Source organism: Allobosea sp. FBZP-16, assembly GCF_002831785.1.
GTDB lineage: Bacteria > Pseudomonadota > Alphaproteobacteria > Rhizobiales > Beijerinckiaceae > Allobosea > Allobosea lupini.
The window spans coordinates 141,668-164,385 of record NZ_LNCQ01000012.1; the positions used below are offsets into that span (position 1 = coordinate 141,668).

The window sequence follows — 22,718 nt, forward strand, 5'->3', positions numbered from 1 at the left end:
CGTCATGAGCTCTTCATCTGACGCATATCGAGCCTGTAGCGAGCTTCTTGGAATTGATCTATAGAACCCGTGGCTACGCCGCACGCCGATCCGGCGCGGGGCTCGGGCACTCCCGGGGCGGCGTGCGCGTCATGCGCAACAGGCCTTCGACCGGATTCATCCGCAAGGAGGGATTCGGCTCGTGACCGCAACCCCTTGATCAGGATGTAAGCCAAAATGGCCTCGCTCGATTCATTCAAGTGCCGCAAGACGCTGACCGTCGGCACGAAGAAATATGTCTATTACTCTCTCAAGGCTGCCGAGAAGAACGGCCTCGCCGGCATTTCCAAGCTGCCCTTCTCGATGAAGGTGCTGCTTGAGAACCTGCTGCGCTTCGAGGACGGCCGCTCGGTCACCAAGGCCGACATCGAGGCCTTCGTCGGCTGGCTCGACGACAAGGGCAAGGCCGGCAAGGAGATCGGCTTCCGCCCGGCGCGCGTGCTGATGCAGGACTTCACCGGCGTGCCGGCGGTGGTCGACCTCGCCGCGATGCGTGACGGCGTCGTCGCGCTCGGCGGCGATCCCAAGAAGATCAACCCGCTGGTGCCGGTCGATCTCGTCATCGACCACTCCGTCATCGTCGACGAGTTCGGCTCGCCCAAGGCCTTCAAGCAGAACGTCGATCTCGAATACCAGCGCAATGGCGAGCGCTACCGCTTCCTGAAATGGGGCCAGGGCGCCTTCGACAATTTCCGCGTCGTCCCGCCCGGCACCGGCATCTGCCACCAGGTCAACCTGGAATACCTCGCCCAGACCGTCTGGACGGCGAAGGAGAAGGTGAAGAGGGGCAAGAAGACCGAAACCGTCGAGGTCGCCTATCCCGACACCGTGGTCGGCACCGACTCGCACACCACCATGGTCAACGGCCTCGCCGTGCTCGGCTGGGGCGTCGGCGGCATCGAGGCCGAGGCCGCCATGCTCGGCCAGCCGCAGTCGATGCTGCTGCCCGAGGTGATCGGCTTCAAGCTCACCGGCAAGCTCAAGGAAGGCATCACCGCGACCGACCTCGTGCTGACGGTCACGCAGATGCTGCGCAAGAAGGGCGTCGTCGGCAAGTTCGTCGAGTTCTTCGGCCCCGGCCTCTACAATCTGACGCTGGCCGACCGCGCAACGATCGCCAATATGGGCCCCGAATACGGCGCCACCTGCGGCTTCTTCCCGGTCGACGCCGAGACGCTGAACTATCTGGAGACCACCAGCCGCAAGGCCGCCCGTGTCGCCCTGGTCGAGAAGTACTCGAAGGCCCAGGGGCTGTTCGCGACGCGCTCGACGCCCGACCCGGTCTTCACCGACACGCTCGAGCTCGACCTGAATACCGTCCAGGCCTCGATGGCCGGCCCGAAGCGTCCGGAAGGCCGCGCCGATCTCGGCGCGATCAAGACCGGCTTCGCCGCAGCGATGGATACGGACTACAAGAAGGGTGGCGAGCTCTCCCGCCGCGTCAAGGTCGAGGGTGAGAAGTTCGATCTCGGCCATGGCGACGTCGTCATCGCCGCCATCACCTCCTGCACCAACACCTCGAACCCGTCGGTGCTGATGGCTGCCGGCCTGCTCGCCCGCAACGCGGTGGCCAAGGGCCTCAAGGTCAAGCCCTGGGTCAAGACCTCGCTGGCCCCCGGCTCGCAGGTCGTGGCCGAGTATCTCGCCAAGGCCGGCCTGCAGAAGGACCTCGACAAGCTCGGCTTCAACCTGGTCGGCTTCGGCTGCACCACCTGCATCGGCAATTCCGGCCCGCTGCCGGCCCCGATCTCGAAGGCGATCAACGATCAGGGCCTGATCGCCGGCGCCGTGATCTCGGGCAACCGCAACTTCGAGGGCCGCGTCTCTCCGGACGTCCAGGCGAACTACCTGGCATCGCCGCCGCTGGTCGTCGCCTATGCGCTGGCAGGGTCCGTGCAGATCGACCTGACCACCGAGCCGCTCGGCATGGGCAAGGACGGCAAGCCGGTCTATCTCAAGGACATCTGGCCTTCCAACAAGGAGATCCAGGCCTTCATCGCCAAGAACGTCACCAAGGCGATCTTCAAGGCGAAGTATGCCGACGTCTTCAAGGGCGACGCCAACTGGCAGAAGGTCAAGGCTCCGACCGGCCAGACCTATGCCTGGGACGACAAGTCGACCTATGTCCAGAACCCGCCCTATTTTCGCGGCATGGGCAAGCAGCCGGCTCCGGTCACCGAAATCGTCGGCGCCCGCATCCTCGGCCTGTTCGGCGACAAGATCACCACCGACCACATCTCGCCGGCCGGTTCGATCAAGGCCGCCTCGCCGGCCGGTGCCTATCTCACCGAGCATGGCGTCGCCGTCGCGGACTTCAACCAGTACGGCACGCGCCGCGGCAATCATGAGGTGATGATGCGCGGCACCTTCGCCAATATCCGCATCCGCAATCACATGATGGGCCCGAACGGCCGCGAAGGCGGCTACACCATCCACTACCCCAGCAAGGAAGAGCTGCCGATCTACGACGCGGCGATGCGCTACCAGGCCGAGAAGGTGCCGCTGGTGATCTTCGCCGGCGTCGAATACGGCAACGGCTCGTCGCGTGACTGGGCCGCCAAGGGCACCAACCTGCTCGGCGTCAAGGCCGTGATCGCCCAGAGCTTCGAGCGCATTCACCGCTCCAACCTGGTCGGCATGGGCGTGGTGCCGTTCACCCTGCAGGAGGGCACGAGCTGGGCCTCGCTCGGCCTCAAGGGCGACGAGAGCGTGACGATCAAGGGTCTCGCCACCGTCAAGCCGCGCCAGACGCTCGAAGCCGAGATCACCTATGCCGATGGCAAGGTGAAGAAGGTTCCGATCCTCTGCCGCATCGATACGCTGGACGAGCTCGACTACTTCAAGAACGCCGGCATCCTGCACTACGTGCTGCGCGGCATCGCCGCCTAAGGCTCGGCGAGGACAATACTGGACGCCCGGCCAAAAGCCGGGCGTCTCTCTTTTGGTCGTGACGGTTGTCCTATCCTGCACGCAGGTGTAAGGGGGCGGTCACAGTCATCCTCGGCGGGGGGCTTGGGGCAGGCGCGGGGCGAACGCGCCCGGACGCCGTCCGCCATCATCATCCAAGACGGGAGCACCCGCATGTCCGCCACGTTCGAGACGGTCGCCGGCATCATTTCGGAAACTTGCGACATTCCTCGCGAGAAGATCACGCCCCAGAGCCACGCGATCGACGATCTCGGCATCGACTCCCTCGCCTTCCTCGACATCGCCTTTGCGATCGACAAGGCCTTCGGCATCAAGCTGCCGCTGGAGCAGTGGACCCAGGAGGTCAACGAGGGCAAAGCGCCGGCCGAGCAGTATTTCGTGCTCGAGAACCTGTGCAAGCGCATCGACGACCTCGTCGCCGCCAAGGCTGCCTGAGTAAATTGGCCGCCTGAGCGCATCCCGGCCCGTCGGGGCCGACGCTGGACGTTGAGACGCCGCAAGCGGGGCACGACCCCGATCGCGGCGAGACGGGTTGGAACCGCATGCGCCTCGAATATTTCGACATGATCGACAAGGTCGAGAGCTTCGATCCGGCGGCCAAGCGGATCCTGACCCGCTCGACCGTTCCGGCGACAAGCCCGGTCTTCGAGGGCCATTTTCCCGGCCACCCGCTCGTTCCCGGCGTCCTGCTGACCGAAACCATGGCGCAAGCCTCCGGTTATCTTCTGCTCGGGCTCAACGGCCTGACGCAGATGCCGTTCCTGATGATGGTCGACAAGGCGCGCTTCCGCACGTTCGTCGAACCGAATGCGGTGCTCGACGTCAGCGCCGAACTCGTCCACGAGGGCTCCGGTTACGCAGCGACCAAGGCGAAGATCGCCATCGCAGGCAAGCCGATCTGCGATGCCGAGCTGCGCTTTCGCCTGATGCCTTTCCCCGCCGATATGCGCACGCTGATGCAGAGCCGCATCGCCGCCATCGGTCTCTCCCCGGAGGCAGCCTGACATGGCCCGCGACGTCGTCATCACCGGCATCGGCCTTGCCTCCAGCCTCGGCGAGGGCGTCGAGGCGCACGCGCAGGCACTCGCGTCCGATACGGCCCCCGTCGTCGATACCCAGAGCTTCGCGCCCTACCCGCTGCATCCGCTGAAGCCACTCGAGCTCGACAAGCAGATCCCGAAGAAGTCCGACCAGCGCCAGATGGAACCCTGGCAACGCCTCGGCGTCTATGCAGCCGGCCTTGCCCTCGATGACGCCGGCCTGAAGGACGACGCGGAGGCCAAGAGCCAGCTTCAGGTCATCGTCGCGGCCGGCGGCGGCGAGCGCGACCACGCGGTCGATGCCGCCATCCTGGCCGGCCTGCGCAACGCCAACCAGCCCGGCGCCTTCCTCAACGAGCGGCTGATGGGTGATCTCAGGCCGACGCTGTTCCTGGCCCAGCTTTCCAACCTGCTCGCCGGCAATATCGGCATCGTCCACGGCATCACCGGCGCCTCGCGCACGCTGATGGGCGAGGAACAGGCCGGCGTCGACGCGATCCGCACCGCTCAGGCCCGGATCGCGGCCGGCCAGGCCGACATCATCCTCGTCGGCGGCGCCTACAATGCCGAGCGCCGCGACATGCTGCTGCTGTTCGAGCTCGGCGGCTTCCTGCGCTCTGCCGATTTCGCACCGGTCTTCGCTCGCAGCGAGGCGCCCGGCATGATCACCGGGAGCGCCGGCGCCTTCCTCGTGCTCGAAGCGGCCGAGCGCGCCGCGGCGCGCGGCGCCAGGGCGCATGCGCGCCTCAGCCATGCCGGCGCTCATCGCAGCCGCCGCCAGCCCGGCTCGGTCGCCAAGGCACTCGACGAACTTCTTTCCGGCTTCGGCCCGATCGCCGCCGACGCGCTGGCGATATCGGCTGCGACCGGCTGCGCCGAAATCACCGACGAAGAAGCCGCCGCCATTGCCAAGGCCGCGCCAGGCGCGCGCCGCATCGCCACCGGCGACCTCGTCGGCCATTCCGTCGAAGCCGCCTTCCCGGTCTCGGTCGCGCTCGCCGCAGCCGCGCTCTCGACCGGCGCGGCAAACGAGGCCATCGTCACCGGCGCCGCCCATTGGCGCGGCGAGGGCGCTGCCCGTCTGGTCAAGGCGTGAGGAGAGGCGTCATGGGTGCAAACCATCGGGACAGCCAGGGCCGGCCGATCGTCGCCGTCACCGGCCTCGGCATCGTCACCTCGCTCGGCCAGGGCAAGGACGCAAACTGGGAGGCCCTGACCGCGGGCCGCTCCGGCATCCACCGCATCGAGCGCTTCCCGACCGACGGCCTGCGTACCACCATCGCCGCGACCGTCGACTTCCTGTTCGATGACCCCTTCGCCGCCCCCGAGCTCTCCGAGAAGCTCGCAACGCTCGCCGCTGAGGAAGCCGTCGCGCAGAGCGGCCTAGGCGCAGACGGCGATTTCCCAGGTGAGCTCTTCATGGCGGTGCCGCCGGTCGAGATGGAATGGCCGCAGAAGCAGGAACTGGCCCAAGCCGTCGAGGGTGAGACCGACTATGACGCACTGCTGCGCGTCGCCGCCCGCCACAAGCACAAGGCGATGCATGAGCTCTTCCTGTTCGGCGGCGTCGCCGAGCACATCGCCGAGAAATTCGGTACCAAGGGTTCGCCGATTTCGCTCTCGACCGCCTGCTCCTCGGGCGCGACAGCGATCCAGATGGGCGTCGAGGCGATCCGTAGAGGCGAGACAGAGGCCGCGCTCTGCATCGGCACCGATGGCTCGGTCCATGCCGAGGCGCTGATCCGATTCTCGCTGCTCTCGGCCCTCTCGACCCAGAACGATCCGCCGGAGGCCTCCGCCAAGCCGTTCTCGAAGAACCGCGACGGCTTCGTCATGGGCGAGGGCGCCGGCGCGCTGGTGCTGGAGGACTATGACCACGCTCTGGCGCGGGGCGCCACCATTCTCGGCATCGTCGCCGGCTGCGGCGAGCGTGGCGACGGCTTCCACCGCACCCGCTCGAGCCCGGACGGCAAGCCGGCGATCCTCGCCATGCAGGATGCCCTCGCCGACGCCGGACTCACCCCCGACGACGTCGACTATATCAATGCCCACGGCACTTCGACGCCGGAGAACGACAAGATGGAGGCGATGAGCTGCTCGGCCGTCTTCGGCGAGCGCATGGCGAGGCTCCCGATCTCCTCGAACAAGTCGATGCTCGGCCATACGCTCACCGCGGCCGGCGCGGTCGAGGCGGTGATCTCGCTATTGACCATCGCCAATGGCCGGATACCGCCGACGATCAACTATAACACGCCCGATCCGGCGATTGCGCTCGACGTCATCCCGAATGAGGCCCGCGACGCCAAGGTGCGTACTGTTCTGTCGAACTCCTTCGGCTTCGGCGGCCAGAACACCTGCCTCGTCCTGACGGCGGGGCCGAACTCAGCATGACCAGGGTTCTCGTCACCGGCGGCGCCAAGGGCGTCGGCGCCGCGATCGTGCGGGCTCTCGTGGCCGCTGGCCACGATGTCGATTTCACCTACCGTTCTTCGGGCGATCAGGCGCAGGCCCTCGCTGCGGAGATCGCAGAAGCCGTGCCCGGTCGCTCGGTGCGCGCTTTGCCGCTCGATCTCTCCGACAAGGCCGCGCTCGACGCCTTCTGCGAGCAATGCGAAGGCGAGACCTGGTTCGGCCTCGTCCACAATGCCGGCCAGCCCTATGACACGCTCGCCGCCATGCTGGTGCAGGACAAGGCCGAAGCCGCGATGCAGGTCAACTTCTGGGCCTTCACCCGCCTCGCCAAGAGCCTGATGCGCGGCATGATCCGCGCGAAGGAAGGCCGCATCGTCGCGATCGGCTCGGTCGCGGCGCTACGCGGCAATCCCGGCAATGCCGCCTATGCGGCATCCAAGGGCGCGCTGATCTCCTATGCCAAGACGCTCGCGGTCGAGACCGGCAAGCGCGGCGTCACCGTCAACGTGATCGCGCCGGGCTTCGTCGATACCGACATGATGGCGCCCTATGCCGCCTATCGCGACAAGATGGAAAGCCAGATCCCGGCCGGTCGCTTTGCCAGACCGGAGGAGGTCGCCGGCCTCGCCGCCTTCCTGCTGAGCCCGCCGGCCGCCTACATCACCGGCACGGTCCTGCCGATCGATGGCGGCCTGACCGCCCATCTCGGCGTGCACCGTTAAAGGGCTCTCCAGCGCTTCACGTGAAACATGGTAAACGCGCGATGCTTGGCGCTGCGCCGCGAACCGTCTATGTTCATTGTGAACCGGAGTGAACCAGCATGACGGCAGCCTTCACCATCCGCCTCGACGACGAGACCCTTGCCAAGCTCGATGCGCTGGCGGCCGACACCGACCGCTCGCGCAACTGGCTCGTGGCGAAAGCGATCCAGGACTATGTCGAGCTGAATGCTTGGCAGATCCAGCGGATCAAGGAAGGCATCGCCGAAGCCGACCGAGGCGAATTCGCGACTGACGAAGAACTCGACGCAATCGAAGCCAAGCTGCAAGCCATGATCAACGCCGGTCGATGAAAGTCATCTGGACGGCCCGCGCCCGGGTCGAGCTTGATGACATCGCGGACTATGTCGCGCCGATCAGCGCCTCAGCCGCTTTGGCTCTCGTGCGCCGCCTCAGGCAGGCGGGAAAACAGCTCGGCGAGCACCCCCATACGGGAAGGCCGGGTCGTGTCGACGGGAGCCGTGAGCTCGTCGTGAACGGAACGCCCTATATTCTACCCTATCGCGTTCGCGACGGACGCGTCGAAATCCTCGCGGTCCTGCACGCCTCCCGGCAATGGCCGGACCAGCTTTGAAAGAACAAGACCGATGCTCTCGCTCCAGCTCCATGGCGACCGCGATCTCCGCCTCGAACAGATCGAGCCGCCGCCCCCGCCCGCTCCCGGCGAGGTCCAGATCCGTGTTCGTGCCGTCGGCCTGAACTATCTCGACCTCTGGGGCTTCCGCGGCATGGCCTTCGCCAAGCGCAAGATGCCGCAGGCGGCCGGCGTCGAGGCGGCCGGCGAGGTCGTCGCGGTCGGCGAGGGCGTCTCGCGCTTCCGCGAGGGCGATACGGTGACGATGTACGGCGCCGAGACCTGCGGCCACTGCAAGGCTTGCCGCGAAGGCCGCGACAATCTCTGCGAGAACGTCGCCGGGATCATGGGCTTCCACATCGACGGCTTCGCCCGCGAATTGATCAACCGCCCAGAGCGGCTGGTGGTCAAGGCGCCGAAGGGGGTCTCCTTCGAGGAGGCCGCATGCGCCCCGATCGGCTTCGGCACGGTCCAGCACATGCTGTTCGACAATGCCAGGCTCGAGCCTGGCGAGTCCGTCCTCGTCCATGCCGGCGGGTCCGGCATCGGCACCGCGGCGATCCTGATGGCCAAGGCGATCGGCTGCACCGTCTACACCACCGTCGGCGATGACGAGAAAGGCGAGAAGGCCAAGGCTCTCGGCGCCGATTTCGTCGTCAACTACAAGACCGAACGCTTCGAGGGCGAGGTCCGGCGCCTGACCAAGCGCAAGGGCGTCGACGTCGTCTTCGAGCATGTCGGCGCCGACACCTGGAACGGCTCGCTGCTCTGCCTGAAGCGCGGCGGCCGGCTCGTTACCTGCGGCGCGACCTCCGGCGCCTCGACGACGATGAACCTGATGCAGCTCTTCCAGCAGCAATACCGCATCACCGGCTCCTTCGGCTGCCGGATCGAGAACATCGCGCAGTCACTGGAGAAGATGGCCGGCGGGATGAAGCCGGTGATCGATTCGGTCTTCCCGCTCGCCGAGTTCGAGCAGGGCCTCGCCCGGATCGAAGGCCGCAAGGTCTTCGGCAAGGTCATCGTCACGCTCTGAGCGCCCCTTTGAGTCGGCGCGACTTGACGCGCCGGCCACAATCCCGCAAGTCGCGCCGCAATGGCGAGGTCCGGCCCGGACGCTGCGCCGACGGACCGGGCTGGGATTTTGAGGAAGCTGAAGCAATTTGCGACGCGCATCGGCGCTGCGCTGATGATCGGGCTTATCCGCACGATCTACGCCTTCCTGCGCGCGCTTGGACCGGAGCGCGCCTCAGATCTCGGTGGCTGGCTCATGCGCAGCATCAGCCCGCTGATCCCGGTCAACCGCGTCGCCTATGCCAATGTCCGCGCCGCCTTCCCGGGTATCGTCGATGCAGAGGCACGGCGTATCGTCCGGGGCGGCTGGGAGAATCTCGGTCGCACCGTCGCCGAATATGCCCATCTCAAGACGCTGTTCGATTACGACTATCACAATCCCGATCCGAACGGCCGGATCGAGGTCGTCGGCATCGAGCATTTCATCGCGCTGAAGGACGACGACAGGCCAGGCCTGATCTTCTCGACGCATCTCGCCAACTGGGAACTGCCGGCGATCTGCGCGGCAACCTACGATCTCGACACCACCGCCGTCTTCCGCGCGCCGAACGATCCGGCGATCGCCGCCGTCGTCCATGAGATCCGCTCCAGCGCGATGGGCGGGCTCGCCGCCGCCAAGCAGGGCGCCGCCTTCGCCATGCAGGGCGTGCTCGAGAATGGCGGCCATCTCGGCATGCTGATCGACCAGCATTTCACCCGGGGCGTGGTGGTGCCTTTCCTCGGCCGGCCGGCGCTAACCAACCCGATCCTCGGCAAGTTCGCCCGCCGCTTCGAATGCCCGGTCCATGGCGTGCGCGTCATCCGCCTGCCGAACCGGCGCTTCCGCATCGAGTTGACGCCACCGCTGGACCTGCCGCGCGATGCCAACGGCGAGATCGACGTCACCGGCGCCATGGCGATGATGACCGCCGTGGTCGATGGCTGGGTCCGGGAACATCCCGAACAGTGGCTCTGGATGCACCGGCGCTGGCGCCCGAACCTGATCAGCGCCGAGGCGTTGGCACGTTTTCGCGATCAGGCGCCACAGAAGCCTGTTTTCAAGGCAACGTGATTTCCAATTGAGTGGAGAGTAGCGCTTTTGGTAACCGCCTGCTTCTATACAGGCGTCGAGTTCGAATGATGGTCCGCCACACCAGCAACATCGCTGCTGCCGTTGCTTTCCTGCTCCTCGCAGGTGCCCCGGCGCATGCCCAGCAGCCGGCGGTGCGCCCGCAGGCGGTGGTCGAGCTTTTCACCAGTCAGGGCTGCTCGTCCTGCCCCGCGGCGGACGCGCTCTTCACCGAGCTCGCCAAGGACCCCAGGCTGATCACCCTGACCCTGCCGGTGACCTATTGGGACTATCTCGGCTGGAAGGACACGCTCGGCCAGGAGGTTTTCAGCAAGCGCCAGAAGCTCTACGCCAAGGCGCGCGGCGACGGCCAGATCTATACGCCACAGGCAGTGGTCAACGGCGCTGCCCATATCGTCGGCTCCGACAAGGGCGGCATCGACAAGCTCGTCCAGGAGCAGGGCAAGAGCGGCTTTACGGTCAAGGTCGACCTGTCCGAGGCGGATGGCGCGCTGCGTGTCGCTCTGGGCCAGGCGCCTTTCGCGAGCGAGAAGCCGGCCGTCGTCTGGCTGCTGCAAGTCAGCCGAACCGCTACCGTGCCGATCGAGCGCGGCGAGAATACCGGCAAGACCGTGACCTATGCCAATGTGGTGCGCGGCATCAGCAGGATCGGCGAATGGAACGGTCAGGCTGCGACCCTGAGCGTGCCGCTGGAGGCCGTCCGCTCCGCCGCAAAGGCCGATTCTTACGTCGTGCTGGTCCAGGCCGATCTCTACGCCCGCCAGAGCGCCATCCTCGGCGCCGCGCGCGGTCCGGCCAAGTAAGCAGCCGAAGTAGGCGGTCCTACAGAATCACCACCTTGTTCGGCAGCTCGTCGACATCGTCGGCGGCCGGTGGCGCATGGGCGGCGAGTACGGCGCCGACATCGCGCACCGCCGCGATCAGACCTTCGCGCAAAGCATCCTGCGCCGCAGCCGCCAGCAGCGGCTCGACGATCTTCTGCCAAGCCTCGCCATCGACCTTGGCCGAGATTCCGGCATCGGCGACCACCTCGGCATAACGCTCCTGCACGGCGATATAGAGCAGCACGCCGGTGCGCCCCTGCGTCAATGTCAGCCCCCGAGCCGTGAATTCGCGCAGCGCCGTCTCATGCGCCTGCCGGCGCTTGACGAAACCGGGGACGAAGCGCCCGCCGCGGCCATACCAGAGCAGCGTCGCGAGCAGCAGCGCTGCGGCGATCAACTGGGCCAGGAAGATGCTGGCCGCGCTCAGATTCGTGATCAGCAGGAACGGCCAGGGCACGAACAGGGAAAGCGCCAGCGCCAGCACCAGTGGCACCGCGACATAGCTGCCGGCGGCGCGGTCGACGACGACGACGATCTCGCCGGAGGTCTGCTGTTCGGCCTCGCGCACGGCCTCGGCGATGGCGTCGCGATCATCGGAATGCAGCATCTCACCAGTCCCCCGAAGCCCCGCCACCGCCGGACGAGCCGCCCCCGCCCGAGAAACCGCCCGAGCTCGAGCCGCCTCCCCAACCCGAGCTCCAGCCGCCCGAGGAGGAGCCGCCGCTCCAGCCCGAGCCTCCGGAGGGCGGCAGAACGATCCAGCGTCCGTCCCGCGTCCGGTGCCGGCGTGCCCCGCCCGAGGAACGGCCGAGCTCGCGCATGAAGCTGACAATCAGGATGAACACGATGATCATGACAAAAATCACCGCGGCGGTCTCGGTCCAGGAGGATTCGTCGCTGCGAATCTGGGCGCGCCGCTGCCATTCCTCGGCATCGCCCGCCAGGATCGAGAGGATCGCATCGACGCCGCCCTCGATTCCGCCCGCGAAATCGCCGTTCTTGAATTTGGGCGCGACCGCGGTGGTGATGATCACCTTGGAGAGCGCGTCGGTCAGCGCCCCTTCCAGCCCGTAGCCGACCTCGATGCGCACCTTGCGCTCGTTCGGCGCGACGATGAGCAGGACGCCGTTGTTCTTCGCCTTGTCGCCGAGCTTCCAGGCCCGGAACAGGCCGTTGGCGAACTCCTCTATGGGGTAGCCTTGGAGCGAGGGCAGGGTCGCGACCACGACCTGGTCGCTGGTCTTCTCCTCATGCGCGCGGAGCTTCTGCTCGATCCGGCTGAAGGCCTCGGCATCCAAAAGGCTCGAGTTGTCGACGATACGGCCGGTCAGTGCCGGATAGTTCGGCTCGGCGGCGATGGCGAGGAGGGGGGAAAGGAGGCAGAAGAGCAGGACAGCGAGCCGGATGAAAGCCGTCATGCTCGGGCCTGACCCGAGCATCTCCTGATCGAGATTCTCGGATCTACGCTTCGCTCCGTCCGACAATGACGGCATGTCGACGGCTGCAGAGACCCGGACCACGCAGGATCACACGCTCAGAACTTCACCGCCGGCGGCCGTTCGGCTCCTGCCGTCGCCGAGAAGCTCTCCATCGGCTTGGCCCCCCAGAACAGGCGAGCCCAGATCACCCCCGGGAAGGTCCGGATCTCCGTATTGAAGGCCTGCACCGCCTGGATGTAGTCGCGCCGGGCGACCGCGACGCGGTTCTCGGTGCCTTCGAGCTGCGACTGCAAGGCCAGGAAGTTCTGGTTCGACTTCAGTTCGGGATAGCGCTCGACCGTCACCATCAGGCGCCCGAGCGCACCGCTGAGCTGGTTCTGCGCGTCCTGGTATTCCTTGAACTTGGCGGGGTCGGTGATCGTGGAGGCATCGACCTTGACCTGCGTCGCCTTGGCGCGCGCCTCGATCACCTGGGTCAGGACCTCCCGCTCCTGCTGGGCATAGCCCTTCACCGTCTCGACCAGGTTCGGGATCAGATCGGCGCGGCGCTGATACTGGTTCTGCACCTCGCCCCAGGACGCCTTGGCCTTCTCCTCCAGCGTCGGCACGTTGTTGTAGCCGCAGCCCGCCAGAACCAGGCCGAACAGCCCGATCAGCAGCATGACGAGGGGACGGCGAATTGCCGGAGACTGCGTGAGCACCATGACGAACCCCTTCGGCGTAGGCGAACAAATCAGGAGGCCGACCATAGCCGCGCCGCCCGGCAGAGCAAACCAGCGCCGCAAGCATGGCGCGCAAGCCGGCAAGCGCGCTAGTCTGCGCGGCAATCGAAGAGGACAGGACCATGCTGCATACATCGTCCGCATTCGGTAGCCGCTCGCTCATCGCTCTCGGCCTTTGGCTCGCCGCTGCAACCGCAGCCCCGGCCCAGACCATGGCGCCCGCGCCCGAAGCTGCGACCGGCCGCACCGCCAAGACACTCGGCACGGCGCAGCGCTACATGGCCGCTGCCGCCAATCCGCTCGCCGCCGCGGCCGGTCGCGAGATGCTGCGGGCCGGCGGCAGCGCCACCGACGCGGCGATCGCGATCCAGCTCGTGCTCAACCTGGTCGAGCCGCAGAGCTCAGGCATCGGCGGCGGCGCCTTCTTCGTCTATTGGGACGAGGCCGGCCGGCAGATGACCACGCTCGACGGCCGCGAGACCGCGCCGAAGGCGGCCAGGCCCGAGCGCTTCCTCGGCGCCGACGGCAAGCCGATGAAGTTCGTCGATGCCGTGGTCGGCGGCCGCTCGGTCGGCGTGCCCGGTACGGTCCGGCTGCTCGAGGAGGCGCATAAGCGCTGGGGCAAATTGCCCTGGGCCGAGGTTTTCGCCCCGGCGATCAGACTGGCCGAGGAGGGCTTTGCCATCTCGCCGCGTCTTAACGGGCTCCTCGCCCAGGAAACGAATCTCGGCAAGGATGCCCGGGCCGCCGCCTATTTCTACGAGGCCGACGGCAAGCCCAAGCCGGTCGGCGCGATCCTGAAGAACCCGGCCTTCGCGACGACGCTGCGCGCCATCGCCGGGCGCGGTGCCGACGCCTTCTATGAGGGTGCGATTGCAGAGGACATCGTCGCGACGGTGACCGGCCATGCAACCAATCCCGGCGACATCACGCTGGACGACCTTGCCGCCTACAAGGTCGAGGAGCGCGCCCCGGTCTGCGGCCGCTATCGCGCCTATACGCTCTGCGGCATGGGCCCGCCGAGCTCGGGCGCGGTCGCCGTGCAGCAGATCTTGGGCATGCTCGAGACCAAGGACATTGCTCGTGCCGGAGCGGGCGCGGAAGCCGCCCACTGGTTCGCCGAAGCCGGGAAGCTCGCCTTCGCCGACCGGGCGCTCTATCTCGGCGACCCCGCCTTCGTCAGCGTGCCCATCTCCGGTCTGATCGACGAGGAGTATATCCGTGAGCGCGCAAAACTGATCAGCCCGGACAAGGCGATGGCCAAGGCCAGCGCCGGCACCCCGCCGAACAAGCGCGCTTTCCTGTTTGCGCCCTCGGATGGCGTCGAGAACGGCACCAGCCATATCTCGGTGATCGACGCTGCCGGCAATGCCGTCTCGATGACGACGACCATCGAGGACGGCTTCGGCTCGCGCCTGATGACGAAGGGCGGCTTCCTGCTCAACAACGAGCTGACCGATTTCTCGTTCGCGCCGACCGAGGACGGCAAGCCGGTCGCCAACCGGGTCGAGCCCGGCAAGCGCCCGCGCTCCTCGATGGCGCCGACCATCGTCTTCGATGCCTTTGGCCGGCTTTATGCCGTCACCGGCTCGCCCGGCGGCAGCCAGATCATCGGCTATGTCGCCAAGACGCTGGTCGCCCTGCTCGACTGGAAGATGGACCCGCAGCGCGCCGTCGATCTCGCCAATTTCGGCAACCGCAACGGGCCGACCGAGCTCGAGAAGGGGAGCGAAGCGGAAAACTGGAAAGCCGCGCTGGAAGCCAGGGGCCACGAGATCAGGCTGATCGAGATGACCTCCGGCATCCAGGCCATCGTCAAGACGCCGGAGGGCTATCTCGGCGGCGCCGACGGACGGCGTGAGGGCGTGGCGATCGGCGATTGAGGCCGTCATTCTCGGACGGAGCGAAGCGAAGATCCGAGAATCTCAGGACGAGAACGCGATACTTGGAACCCCATCCGGCCCGAGATGCTCGGGTCAAGCCCGAGCATGACGCGCAAGGTCAGGCCTGACGCTGCGGCTCGCGCTTCTCCCCGCCCGCCCCGCGCCCGGCGATCAGCCAGTAGACGAAGCCGGTGGCGGTGCCGACCAGGAAGAGCGCCGCCACGACCTGCATCTCGCCGGCGCGCGGCGCCCTGGCCATGCCGAGCATGGCGAGCGGCAGCAGGGCGGCCAGCAGGCCGGTGAGCCCGCTCTGGATCAGGCCGCTGCGGAAGCGGAACAGCTCGGACGCGATTGCGACCAGCACCACCGGCAGGACCAGGATGGCGAAGCCGAGCCGGCCGAGCAGGGAAAACGCCGCCTCCGCCGTCGGGCCGGGATCGAAGCCGCGCTCGGCCTGGTCGAACAGCGCCGAGATCAGCCGGTCGAAGCCGCCGCCGATCAGCAGGCCGAGATCCGGCGAGGCGACGCCGGCGATCAGCAGGGCGACCAGGCCCGAACCGATCGCGAAGAGCAGCGCGAACGGGATCAGCAGCAGCCAGCGCAGCATGTCAGTGGGTCGCCACGGCCGTCGCGGTGTCGACCTCGCCCTGCTCCAGCATCAGCCGGGCGCGAGCCGAGAGCTTCTCGGTCTCGCTCTTGAGCTGGCCGCAGGCGGCGAGGATGTCGCGCCCGCGCGGGGTGCGGACCGGCGAGGCATAGCCGGCCTTGAACACGATCTCGGAGAAGCGCTCGATCCGCTCCCAGTCCGAGCACTCGTAGCGCGTGCCGGGCCAGGGGTTGAACGGGATCAGGTTGATCTTGGCCGGGATGCCTTTGAGCAGGCGCACCAGCTCGCGCGCCTCGGCAGCGCTGTCGTTGACGCCCTTGAGCATGACGTATTCGAAGGTGATGCGTTTGGCGTTCGACAGGCCGGGATAGTTGCGGCAGGCCTCGAGCAGGTCCTTGATCGGGTACTTCTTATTGAGCGGCACCAGCTCGTTGCGCAGGTCGTCGCGCACCGCATGCAGAGAGATCGCCAGCATCGTGCCCATCTCGTCGCCGAGCGGACCGATCTGCGGCACCACGCCCGAGGTCGAGACGGTGATGCGCCGGCGGCCGAGGGACAGGCCCTGGTCGTCGGTGATCACGCCGATCGCATCGCGCACGCCGTCGAAATTGTAGAGCGGCTCGCCCATGCCCATGAAGACGATGTTCGAGACGAAGCGCCCGCCATCATTGGGAACGAAGGCGCCGTCGGGCGCGCTGCGGTTGGGGAAATCGCCGAGCCGGTCGCGCGCCACCATCAGCTGCGTGACGATCTCTTCCGTGGTGAGGTTGCGCACGAGCCGCTGCGTGCCGGTATGGCAGAAGGTGCAGGTCAGCGTGCAGCCGACCTGGCTGGAGACGCAGAGCGTGCCGCGGTCGACCTCGGGGATGTAGACGCACTCGATCTCGGCACCGCGATCGCGCGGACCGGTCGGCGCCATGCGCAGCAGCCATTTGCGGGTGCCGTCGCTGGAGATCTGCTCGGCGGTGACCTCCGGCAGGTCGAGCGAGAAGCGCTCGGCGAGCTGCGCGCGCAGGCCCTTGCCGATCGTCGTCATCTCCGCGAAGTCGCGGACGCCGTAGTGGTAGATCCAGTTCCAGAGCTGGCCGACGCGCATGCGCCGCTCCTTCTCGGGAACGCCGATCTCGGCCAGGGCCGCATCCAGGCCGGCGCGCGTGCGCCCAGCCAAGGAAGGCCGCCGCATAACAGGTTCAGCCGCCGGAAGGGCGGCTTCAGCAACAGAGAGATTCATCGGAACTCGGCTCGCAGCGGGCGTGTCCCGCCCGGAATTGGCCGCCTCATAGCACGAGCGCGGCCGATCGCGAAATGATCCTACTTGCAGGCGTCCTCGGCCCGCTTGACGATCTGCGAGATGCCGGCGAGCGAATACTTGTCGCTGGTCGGGTTGCCGCGCTTCGAGGTGCCCTTGATCTCGAGCCCCGAGCCCTTGCGCAGCGCATCGAGCATGCGGCCTTCCTCGGCGGGGTTCTTCAGCCAGACATTCTGGCCCTTGGCGACCAGCGCGAAGCGCTCGCTGCCGATGATCGCCTGATGCTCGACGTCTTCCTTGAGGTCGAAATTCATCACGAGGCTGATCTCGTTGCGCACGCCTTCGCCGGGGCGGCTGGAGATGAACAGCAGGCCCTCGACATCCTTAAGATTGGCAGGGATGCGGGTTTCGGCCTTGGACAAAGCGTAGCAGATCTTGGAGCGGCCCTGCTGCGAGGAGAAGGCCTGCCATTTGCCGGCGGTTTCGAGCAGCAGCGCCTGGCCCTGCCCTCCGGCCGCGGCCGTCTTGGCCGGCGCCGGCTTGCTCGCGGCGCGCTGGGCCAGCGCCGGGGCGCTTGCAAGAGTCAGAGCCGCCAAGGCGAGCAAGGCAGCGGCCAGAGCCGGGCGGCAGACGGAAGAGGGAGCCGAAATGCGAATCATGGATCGCCAGTAACCAACAAAAACGTTAACGCCGAATGGACAATGCGCGGGATCGGCGATCCGGATTGACGCGACGCGACGGATAGGATGTCACGATCCTGGCGAAAATGCGAACGTCCGCTGCAGGTTGCCCGATCGGACGACGCCTTCTGCTTCAATAGTTTAGAGCACGCTGCGCCCGGTTCCGTTCGGCTTCGGGCTGTGCCAGCCTTCTGCGGATGCGAGAGAAGCGACCGGACGGGATGGAGGATCGATGAAGGCGCTGCTGTGCGAAGCTCTGGGGCCGGCCGAGACCCTGGTGATCCGCGACCTGCCCGAACCGGAGCCGGGACCCGGCGAGATCGCGATCCGGGTCAGGGCCGCCGCGCTCAATTTCTTCGACACTCTGGTGATCGAGGGCCGCTATCAGGTGAAGCCGCCGCTGCCCTTCTCGCCCTCGGCCGAGTGCGCCGGCGTGGTCAGCGCCGTCGGCGAAGGTGTCTCCGACTGGCAGGTCGGCGAGCGCGTCGCCGCCTGGCTCGGCTATGGCGCGGCCCGCGAGACCGTCGTGGTTCCAACTCAGGCTGCGATCCGGATTCCCGACAAGCTGAGCGATCACCAGGCCGCCGGCCTCTTCGTCACCTATGGCACGGCGCTGCACGGCCTGATCCAGCGCGGAGAGATCAGGCCGGGCGAGACGCTCGCCATCCTGGGCGCCGCCGGCGGCGCCGGCCTTGCCGCAGTCGAGATCGGCGCCCTGCTCGGCGCGCGCGTGATCGCCTGCGCCTCCTCTCCGGACAAGCTCGCGCTCGCCCGTGAGCATGGCGCGCAGGACGGGCTGGACTATGCCGCAGACGACATTCGGGCTGGCTTGCGGCGCCTTGCTCCCAATGGTCTCGACGCGCTCTACGACACGGTCGGCGGCGAACTGGCGGAGCCGGCCCTGCGCTCGATGGGCTGGGGCGGCCGCTATCTCGTCGTCGGTTTCGCCGGCGGCGAGATCCCGAAGATCCCGCTCAACCTCCTGCTGCTGAAAGGTTGCGACCTGCGCGGCGTCTTCTGGGGCGACTTCGTCCGGCGCGATCCGGCCGGCCACCGCGCCAACATGGAGCGCCTGCTCGCCTGGGCAGCCGCCGGCCAGATCCGCGCCCATGTCCATGGCGCCTATCCGCTCGAGCGGGCGGCGGAAGCACTAGCGCTGATCGCCGGCCGAAAAGTCCAGGGCAAGGTGGTATTAGTTCCCTGAACTCCCGGGTCGTCCCGGGCGACCGCAGGGAGACCCGGGATCCATTCCGGAACCTTTATTGGAAAGGCTCAGGAATGGATCCCGGATCAGCGCGGCTTCGCCGCTTGTCCGGGATGACCACAGAGTTGGAAGACGCTCACAGATCGGCCAGCATCTCCTTGGCCTTGTCGCGATGTTGCTGCGTGATCGAGCCCGCGACGGCAGCGAGCGCCGCCGCGATCACCGCGGCATCATCGGTGAAGCCGAGCAGGGGCATGACGTCGGGGATCGCATCGAGCGGCAGCACGAAATAGCCGAGTGCCGCGAGCAGCGTCAGCTTGACCCGCCGCGGCGTCGAAGGATCGCGCGTGCAGACCCAGGCCGCGAGCAGATCCTCGGCGAATGGGATGCGCTTCGCCACCCGCTTCAGCCGGCCGATGAATTCGGACCCGAAGCGCGCCTCGTCACGCAGGCTCTTGCGAATCGACGCCATCTCGTCGGGTGTGAAACGCTGGCCGAAGCCGAAGCTGTCGCTCATTCCTCTCTCCCTTGGCGCGCCAGATCTCTAGCCCGCCATCGATGCGAAAATGTGGCCCCGCATGAAGGGCTGCACAAGGGACCGACTCAGAATCGCACGCCGACCCCCCTTGGATGGCGAGCATCGCGCCTCTAAAGCCGATGCAGCAATGTCAAAAGACGCGAGGGACGCCATGAAGCTCGACTCCTCCATCGCCGCCATCGTCACCGGCGGTGCCTCCGGCCTCGGCGAGGGCACGGCCCGCATGCTCGCCAGCCATGGCGTCAAGGTCGCCCTGTTCGACCTCAACGCCGAGCGCGGCGAGGACGTCGCCAGGGAGATCGGCGGCCTGTTCTGCGCCTGCGACGTCACCAGCGAGGAATCGGTCGATGCCGCCCTGCAGAAGGCGCGCGCCGCCCATGGCGTCGCCCGCATCGTCGTCAACTGCGCCGGCATCGCGCCGGGTCGCCGCGTCGTCTCGAAGAAGCGCGACACCGGCGAACTCGTGGCCCACGACCTCGCCACCTTCGAGAAGGCGGTCGCGATCAACCTGACCGGCACCTTTCGCCTGATCGCCAAATCGGCGGTGGCGCTCGCGGCGCTCGATCCGGTCACCGAGGATGGCAGCCGCGGCGTCTTCGTCTGCACGGCGTCCGTCGCCGCCGAAGACGGCCAGATCGGCCAGGCCGCCTATGCCGCCTCCAAGGCCGGCGTCGTCGGCCTGACCCTGCCGGTCGCGCGCGATCTCGCCGGCGTCGGCATCCGCATCGTCACAATCATGCCCGGCCTGTTCGAGACGCCGATGTTCGCCGGCCTTCCCGACGAGGCCCGCGCCTCGCTCGCCGTCTCGGTGCCGCACCCCTCGCGCCTCGGCCGGGCCTCGGAATACGCCGCCCTGGTCAAGAGCATCGTCGAGAACGACATGCTGAACGGCACCGCGATCCGCCTCGACGGAGCGATCCGGCTGGCGCCGAAATAGGGCCGCGCCACACCTGTCATTCCGGCCTTCCTCGCTCTGCGAGGCCCCGGAATGACAGCGCGGAAGCTCTACTCCGCCGCCCCCTCGCGCTTGATTTCGTGCTTGAGGATCAATGGCGTCTGCGCGAGCGCGAAGATCATGGTCAGCGGCATCACGCCCCAGACCTTGAAGGCGACCCAGAAATCCTGGCTCTGTGTGCGCCAGACCACCTCGTTCAGTGCCGCCAGCACGAAGAAGAACAGGCCCCAGCGCAGGGTCAGCTTGCGCCAGCCCTCCTCGTCGAGCTGCAGCACGCTGTCGAGCACCAGCGCCAGCAGCGAGCGGCCGAAATAGAGCCCGCCGAGCAGGATGCAGCCGAACAGCGTGTTCACGATCGTCGGCTTGACCTTGATGAAGAAGGCGTCGTCGAGCGCCAGCGTCAGCCCGCCGAAGACCGTCACCACCACCGCGTTGACGATCGCCATGCGCGGCAGATGGTTCATCACGAGCTTCGACAGCGCCAGCGCGATCAGCGAGGCCGCTATGAAGACGCCGGTGGCGACGAAGATGCGCCGATCCTCGGCGACGCCGAACCAGCGGTCGCCATAGGAATTGACGAAGAAGAAGATCGCCAGCGGCCCGAATTCGAGCGCGAGCTTGACGAGCGGATTGATCGGTTTCGCCGCGTTCGGGCTCGCCGCGGTCTCGCTCATGCCGCTTCTCCCAGTCCTGCAACGGCGCGGGCGAAATCGCGCGCCGAGAATGGTTCGAGGTCGTCGACGCTCTCGCCGACGCCGATGAAATGCACGGGCAGGCCGAACTGCGCCGCCAGCGCGACGAGGATGCCGCCGCGCGCCGTGCCGTCGAGCTTGGTCATCACCAGCCCGGTGACGCCGGCAGTGTGGCGGAACGCCTCGACCTGACTGACCGCGTTCTGGCCGACCGTGGCGTCGAGCACCAGCAGCGCCGCATGCGGCGCCTCTGCATCCAGCTTGCGGATCACCCGCACCACCTTGGCCAGCTCGTCCATCAGGCCCGTCTTGTTCTGCAGCCGCCCGGCGGTGTCGATCAGCAGCACGTCGGTGCCTTCGGCCTTGGCCTTCTGCAGCGCCTCGAAGGCGAGCCCGGCGGAATCGGCGCCCTGCTGCCCGGAAACGACCTGCGCGCCCGTCCGCTCGCCCCAGACCTTGAGCTGCTCGATCGCCGCCGCACGGAAGGTGTCGCCCGCCGCCAGCATCACCGACTTGCCCTCGGCCCGGAACTTGGCCGCGAGCTTGCCGATCGTCGTCGTCTTGCCCGAGCCGTTGACCCCGACCATCAGGATCACGAACGGCTTTTTGGTGGCATCGATCGCAAGCGGGGTAGCGACGGGAGTCAGGATCGCCTCGACCTCGCGCGCCAGGATCGCCTTCACCTCTTCCGGCTCGATCTGCTTGTCATAGCGGCCCTCGCCGACCGCCTTGGCGATGCGGGCCGAGGTCGCCAAGCCGAGATCGGCCTGGATCAGGATGTCTTCGAGGTCCTCCAGCGTCCCGGCGTCGAGCTTGCGCTTGGTGAAGAGATCGCTGATCCCGGTCGTCAGCGCCGAGGACGTCCGCGACAGGCCCTCGCGAAGCCGGCGCCACCAGCTGCGCTTGGGCTGGGCCGGTTCGGGCTGAGGCTGCGGCTCCGGCGGCACCACCGGCGGGAGGGAGGGCTCGCTGAGCAGGGTCTCCTGCGCGGCCGGCACCTCCGGCTCTGCTTCCTGCACGATCTCGGCCACAGGCTCGGCCGGCGGCGCGGGCTGGGGAGCAGGCGCCGGTTCCGGCGGCCGCGTCTCCGGCTGGTCCAGCCCGAACAGCTTCGAGAAGAAGCCGCGTTTCTTCGGTTCGGTCTCGCTCATCGCCCGTCCTGCCGCGATGCGCGGCAACGCTTCAGGTTGCATGGCCTCGCGGCCTTGTTTAGCGCAATGCCATGACCACGCCCGAGCGACCAGCCCTTTCGCAGGACGACCTGCCCTTCGCGTTGCTGCATCGCGACGCGATGATGCTCGTCATCGACAAGCCGGCGGGGCTTCCGGCGCATCGCGGCCCGGCGGCGAAAGGCCGCATCATCCCGGTGCTGACCGACCATCTCGACGCCCTGCGCTTTGGCCTGCCACGCCGGCCCGAGGCGGCGCACCGGCTCGACAAGGACACCTCCGGCTGCCTCGTGCTCGGCCGGCACCCGCGCGCCATGGCGCAGCTCAACCAGCTCTTTCGCGATGGCCGCATCGAGAAAGCCTACTGGGCGGTGGTCGAGGGTAACCCCGCCGAGGACGCAGGATTGATCGATCTCCCCCTGGCCAAACGCTCGCCCGAGCGCGGCTGGTGGATGAAAGCGGATCCGGAAGGCCTGCCCTCGCAGACACGCTACCGCGTGCTTGGCCGCGGCGTGCGCGACGGAACCCGGCTTGCCTGGCTGGCGCTCGAACCCCTGACCGGCCGCACCCACCAATTGCGTGTGCACTGCGCCGCCAGCTTCGGGCCGATCCACGGTGACGAAATCTACGGCACGGCGCCACGCGACATCGGGCCGGGCCTGCACCTGCATGCGCGGAGCGTCGCGATTCCGCTTCATCCGAAGCGCGAGCCGGTACGAGTCTCCGCTCCTCCGCCGAACCACATGCACGCCGCGCTCGCGGCCTGTGGCTGGTCCGGGGACGATAAGCTTTCCTAAACCCTAACGCCGCAATGGCTTGCGACAAGACCTCGTCAACCATT

General features: G+C 67.3%; 24 protein-coding genes. 15 read left to right on the forward strand and 9 right to left on the reverse strand.

Annotated features, from left to right (window positions below):
* Nucleotides 1-216: 216 nt before the first annotated feature.
* The 11 genes from acnA to CXY91_RS03290 all read left to right on the forward strand — a co-directional run bounded on the left by acnA (nucleotide 217) and on the right by CXY91_RS03290 (nucleotide 10,718).
* The gene (gene acnA / locus CXY91_RS03240; RefSeq protein ID WP_100959275.1) at nucleotides 217-2,928 is read left to right on the forward strand and encodes an aconitate hydratase AcnA; all 2,712 of its coding nucleotides are present in this window, start codon (nucleotides 217-219) and stop codon (nucleotides 2,926-2,928) included.
* Between the two features lie 192 nt (nucleotides 2,929-3,120).
* Nucleotides 3,121-3,402, forward strand: coding sequence for an acyl carrier protein (locus CXY91_RS03245; RefSeq protein ID WP_066473700.1), 282 nt, complete (start codon nucleotides 3,121-3,123; stop codon nucleotides 3,400-3,402).
* Nucleotides 3,403-3,509: 107 nt separating this feature from the next.
* A complete protein-coding gene (locus CXY91_RS03250) occupies nucleotides 3,510-3,971 on the forward strand; it encodes a 3-hydroxyacyl-ACP dehydratase FabZ family protein (RefSeq protein ID WP_091843110.1) in 462 nt (153 codons plus the stop codon).
* Nucleotide 3,972: 1 nt separating this feature from the next.
* The gene (locus tag CXY91_RS03255) at nucleotides 3,973-5,103 is read left to right on the forward strand and encodes a beta-ketoacyl-ACP synthase (protein ID WP_100959276.1); all 1,131 of its coding nucleotides are present in this window, start codon (nucleotides 3,973-3,975) and stop codon (nucleotides 5,101-5,103) included.
* Between the two features lie 11 nt (nucleotides 5,104-5,114).
* Nucleotides 5,115-6,398, forward strand: coding sequence for a beta-ketoacyl-ACP synthase (locus tag CXY91_RS03260; RefSeq protein ID WP_100959277.1), 1,284 nt, complete (start codon nucleotides 5,115-5,117; stop codon nucleotides 6,396-6,398).
* Nucleotides 6,395-7,141, forward strand: coding sequence for an SDR family NAD(P)-dependent oxidoreductase (locus tag CXY91_RS03265; RefSeq protein ID WP_100959278.1), 747 nt, complete (start codon nucleotides 6,395-6,397; stop codon nucleotides 7,139-7,141). The genes CXY91_RS03260 and CXY91_RS03265 overlap by 4 nt, the downstream gene beginning before the upstream one ends.
* A 98-nt stretch (nucleotides 7,142-7,239) precedes the next feature.
* Nucleotides 7,240-7,491 (forward strand): CopG family ribbon-helix-helix protein, encoded by a 252-nt coding sequence (locus CXY91_RS03270; protein ID WP_091843096.1) that lies wholly within the window; start codon nucleotides 7,240-7,242, stop codon nucleotides 7,489-7,491.
* Nucleotides 7,488-7,772: a type II toxin-antitoxin system RelE/ParE family toxin gene (locus tag CXY91_RS03275; protein WP_100959279.1), complete on the forward strand. Its 285-nt coding sequence runs from the start codon at nucleotides 7,488-7,490 to the stop codon at nucleotides 7,770-7,772. The genes CXY91_RS03270 and CXY91_RS03275 overlap by 4 nt, the downstream gene beginning before the upstream one ends.
* A gap of 13 nt (nucleotides 7,773-7,785) precedes the next feature.
* Nucleotides 7,786-8,808: a zinc-binding dehydrogenase gene (locus CXY91_RS03280; RefSeq protein WP_100959280.1), complete on the forward strand. Its 1,023-nt coding sequence runs from the start codon at nucleotides 7,786-7,788 to the stop codon at nucleotides 8,806-8,808.
* Between the two features lie 60 nt (nucleotides 8,809-8,868).
* Nucleotides 8,869-9,897 (forward strand): lipid A biosynthesis lauroyl acyltransferase, encoded by a 1,029-nt coding sequence (locus CXY91_RS03285; RefSeq protein WP_199777345.1) that lies wholly within the window; start codon nucleotides 8,869-8,871, stop codon nucleotides 9,895-9,897.
* Between the two features lie 65 nt (nucleotides 9,898-9,962).
* On the forward strand, nucleotides 9,963-10,718 hold the full coding sequence (locus CXY91_RS03290; protein ID WP_100959281.1) for a DUF1223 domain-containing protein: 756 nt from the start codon (nucleotides 9,963-9,965) through the stop codon (nucleotides 10,716-10,718).
* A gap of 19 nt (nucleotides 10,719-10,737) precedes the next feature.
* On the opposite strand, the gene CXY91_RS03295 is transcribed toward CXY91_RS03290, so the two are convergent.
* The 3 genes from CXY91_RS03295 to CXY91_RS03305 all read right to left on the reverse strand — a co-directional run bounded on the left by CXY91_RS03295 (nucleotide 10,738) and on the right by CXY91_RS03305 (nucleotide 12,840).
* Nucleotides 10,738-11,346, reverse strand: a complete 609-nt coding sequence (locus CXY91_RS03295; RefSeq protein WP_100959282.1) for a TPM domain-containing protein — start codon at nucleotides 11,344-11,346, stop codon at nucleotides 10,738-10,740.
* A gap of 1 nt (nucleotide 11,347) precedes the next feature.
* Nucleotides 11,348-12,157 carry a TPM domain-containing protein gene (locus tag CXY91_RS03300; protein ID WP_100959283.1) on the reverse strand — a complete coding sequence of 270 codons (810 nt, stop codon included), beginning with the start codon at nucleotides 12,155-12,157 and terminating at the stop codon, nucleotides 11,348-11,350.
* 116 nt (nucleotides 12,158-12,273) lie between these two features.
* Nucleotides 12,274-12,840, reverse strand: a complete 567-nt coding sequence (locus CXY91_RS03305) for a LemA family protein (protein WP_244544077.1) — start codon at nucleotides 12,838-12,840, stop codon at nucleotides 12,274-12,276.
* A 182-nt stretch (nucleotides 12,841-13,022) separates the two neighbouring features.
* Here CXY91_RS03305 and ggt point away from each other — a divergent pair, with 182 nt between their 5' ends.
* Nucleotides 13,023-14,783, forward strand: coding sequence for a gamma-glutamyltransferase (ggt, locus tag CXY91_RS03310; RefSeq protein ID WP_100959367.1), 1,761 nt, complete (start codon nucleotides 13,023-13,025; stop codon nucleotides 14,781-14,783).
* Between the two features lie 118 nt (nucleotides 14,784-14,901).
* Here ggt and CXY91_RS03315 read toward each other — a convergent pair whose 3' ends face one another.
* The 3 genes from CXY91_RS03315 to CXY91_RS03325 all read right to left on the reverse strand — a co-directional run bounded on the left by CXY91_RS03315 (nucleotide 14,902) and on the right by CXY91_RS03325 (nucleotide 17,298).
* Nucleotides 14,902-15,390 carry a hypothetical protein gene (locus CXY91_RS03315; protein WP_100959284.1) on the reverse strand — a complete coding sequence of 163 codons (489 nt, stop codon included), beginning with the start codon at nucleotides 15,388-15,390 and terminating at the stop codon, nucleotides 14,902-14,904.
* Between the two features lies 1 nt (nucleotide 15,391).
* On the reverse strand, nucleotides 15,392-16,621 hold the full coding sequence (rlmN, locus tag CXY91_RS03320; protein ID WP_100959285.1) for a dual-specificity RNA methyltransferase RlmN: 1,230 nt from the start codon (nucleotides 16,619-16,621) through the stop codon (nucleotides 15,392-15,394).
* 80 nt (nucleotides 16,622-16,701) lie between these two features.
* Complete coding sequence (locus CXY91_RS03325; RefSeq protein WP_091843069.1) at nucleotides 16,702-17,298, reverse strand: hypothetical protein; 597 nt, start codon at nucleotides 17,296-17,298, stop codon at nucleotides 16,702-16,704.
* Between the two features lie 253 nt (nucleotides 17,299-17,551).
* Here CXY91_RS03325 and CXY91_RS03330 point away from each other — a divergent pair, with 253 nt between their 5' ends.
* Nucleotides 17,552-18,523, forward strand: coding sequence for an NADPH:quinone oxidoreductase family protein (locus CXY91_RS03330; protein ID WP_091843066.1), 972 nt, complete (start codon nucleotides 17,552-17,554; stop codon nucleotides 18,521-18,523).
* Nucleotides 18,524-18,659: 136 nt separating this feature from the next.
* On the opposite strand, the gene CXY91_RS03335 is transcribed toward CXY91_RS03330, so the two are convergent.
* Entirely contained in the window at nucleotides 18,660-19,040 is a 381-nt protein-coding gene (locus CXY91_RS03335) for a YkvA family protein (RefSeq protein ID WP_091843062.1), read from the reverse strand.
* Between the two features lie 172 nt (nucleotides 19,041-19,212).
* On the opposite strand from CXY91_RS03335, the gene CXY91_RS03340 reads away from it, so the two are divergent.
* Nucleotides 19,213-19,998, forward strand: coding sequence for an SDR family NAD(P)-dependent oxidoreductase (locus CXY91_RS03340; RefSeq protein ID WP_100959286.1), 786 nt, complete (start codon nucleotides 19,213-19,215; stop codon nucleotides 19,996-19,998).
* A 68-nt stretch (nucleotides 19,999-20,066) separates the two neighbouring features.
* Here CXY91_RS03340 and CXY91_RS03345 read toward each other — a convergent pair whose 3' ends face one another.
* On the reverse strand, nucleotides 20,067-20,690 hold the full coding sequence (locus CXY91_RS03345; RefSeq protein WP_100959287.1) for a septation protein A: 624 nt from the start codon (nucleotides 20,688-20,690) through the stop codon (nucleotides 20,067-20,069).
* Nucleotides 20,687-21,901, reverse strand: a complete 1,215-nt coding sequence (ftsY, locus tag CXY91_RS03350; RefSeq protein ID WP_465246836.1) for a signal recognition particle-docking protein FtsY — start codon at nucleotides 21,899-21,901, stop codon at nucleotides 20,687-20,689. Before ftsY ends, CXY91_RS03345 begins: the two co-directional genes overlap by 4 nt.
* Before the next feature lie 29 nt (nucleotides 21,902-21,930).
* Between ftsY and CXY91_RS03355 the strand changes: the two genes are divergently transcribed.
* Nucleotides 21,931-22,674 carry an RluA family pseudouridine synthase gene (locus tag CXY91_RS03355; RefSeq protein ID WP_100959289.1) on the forward strand — a complete coding sequence of 248 codons (744 nt, stop codon included), beginning with the start codon at nucleotides 21,931-21,933 and terminating at the stop codon, nucleotides 22,672-22,674.
* Nucleotides 22,675-22,718 lie beyond the last annotated feature (44 nt).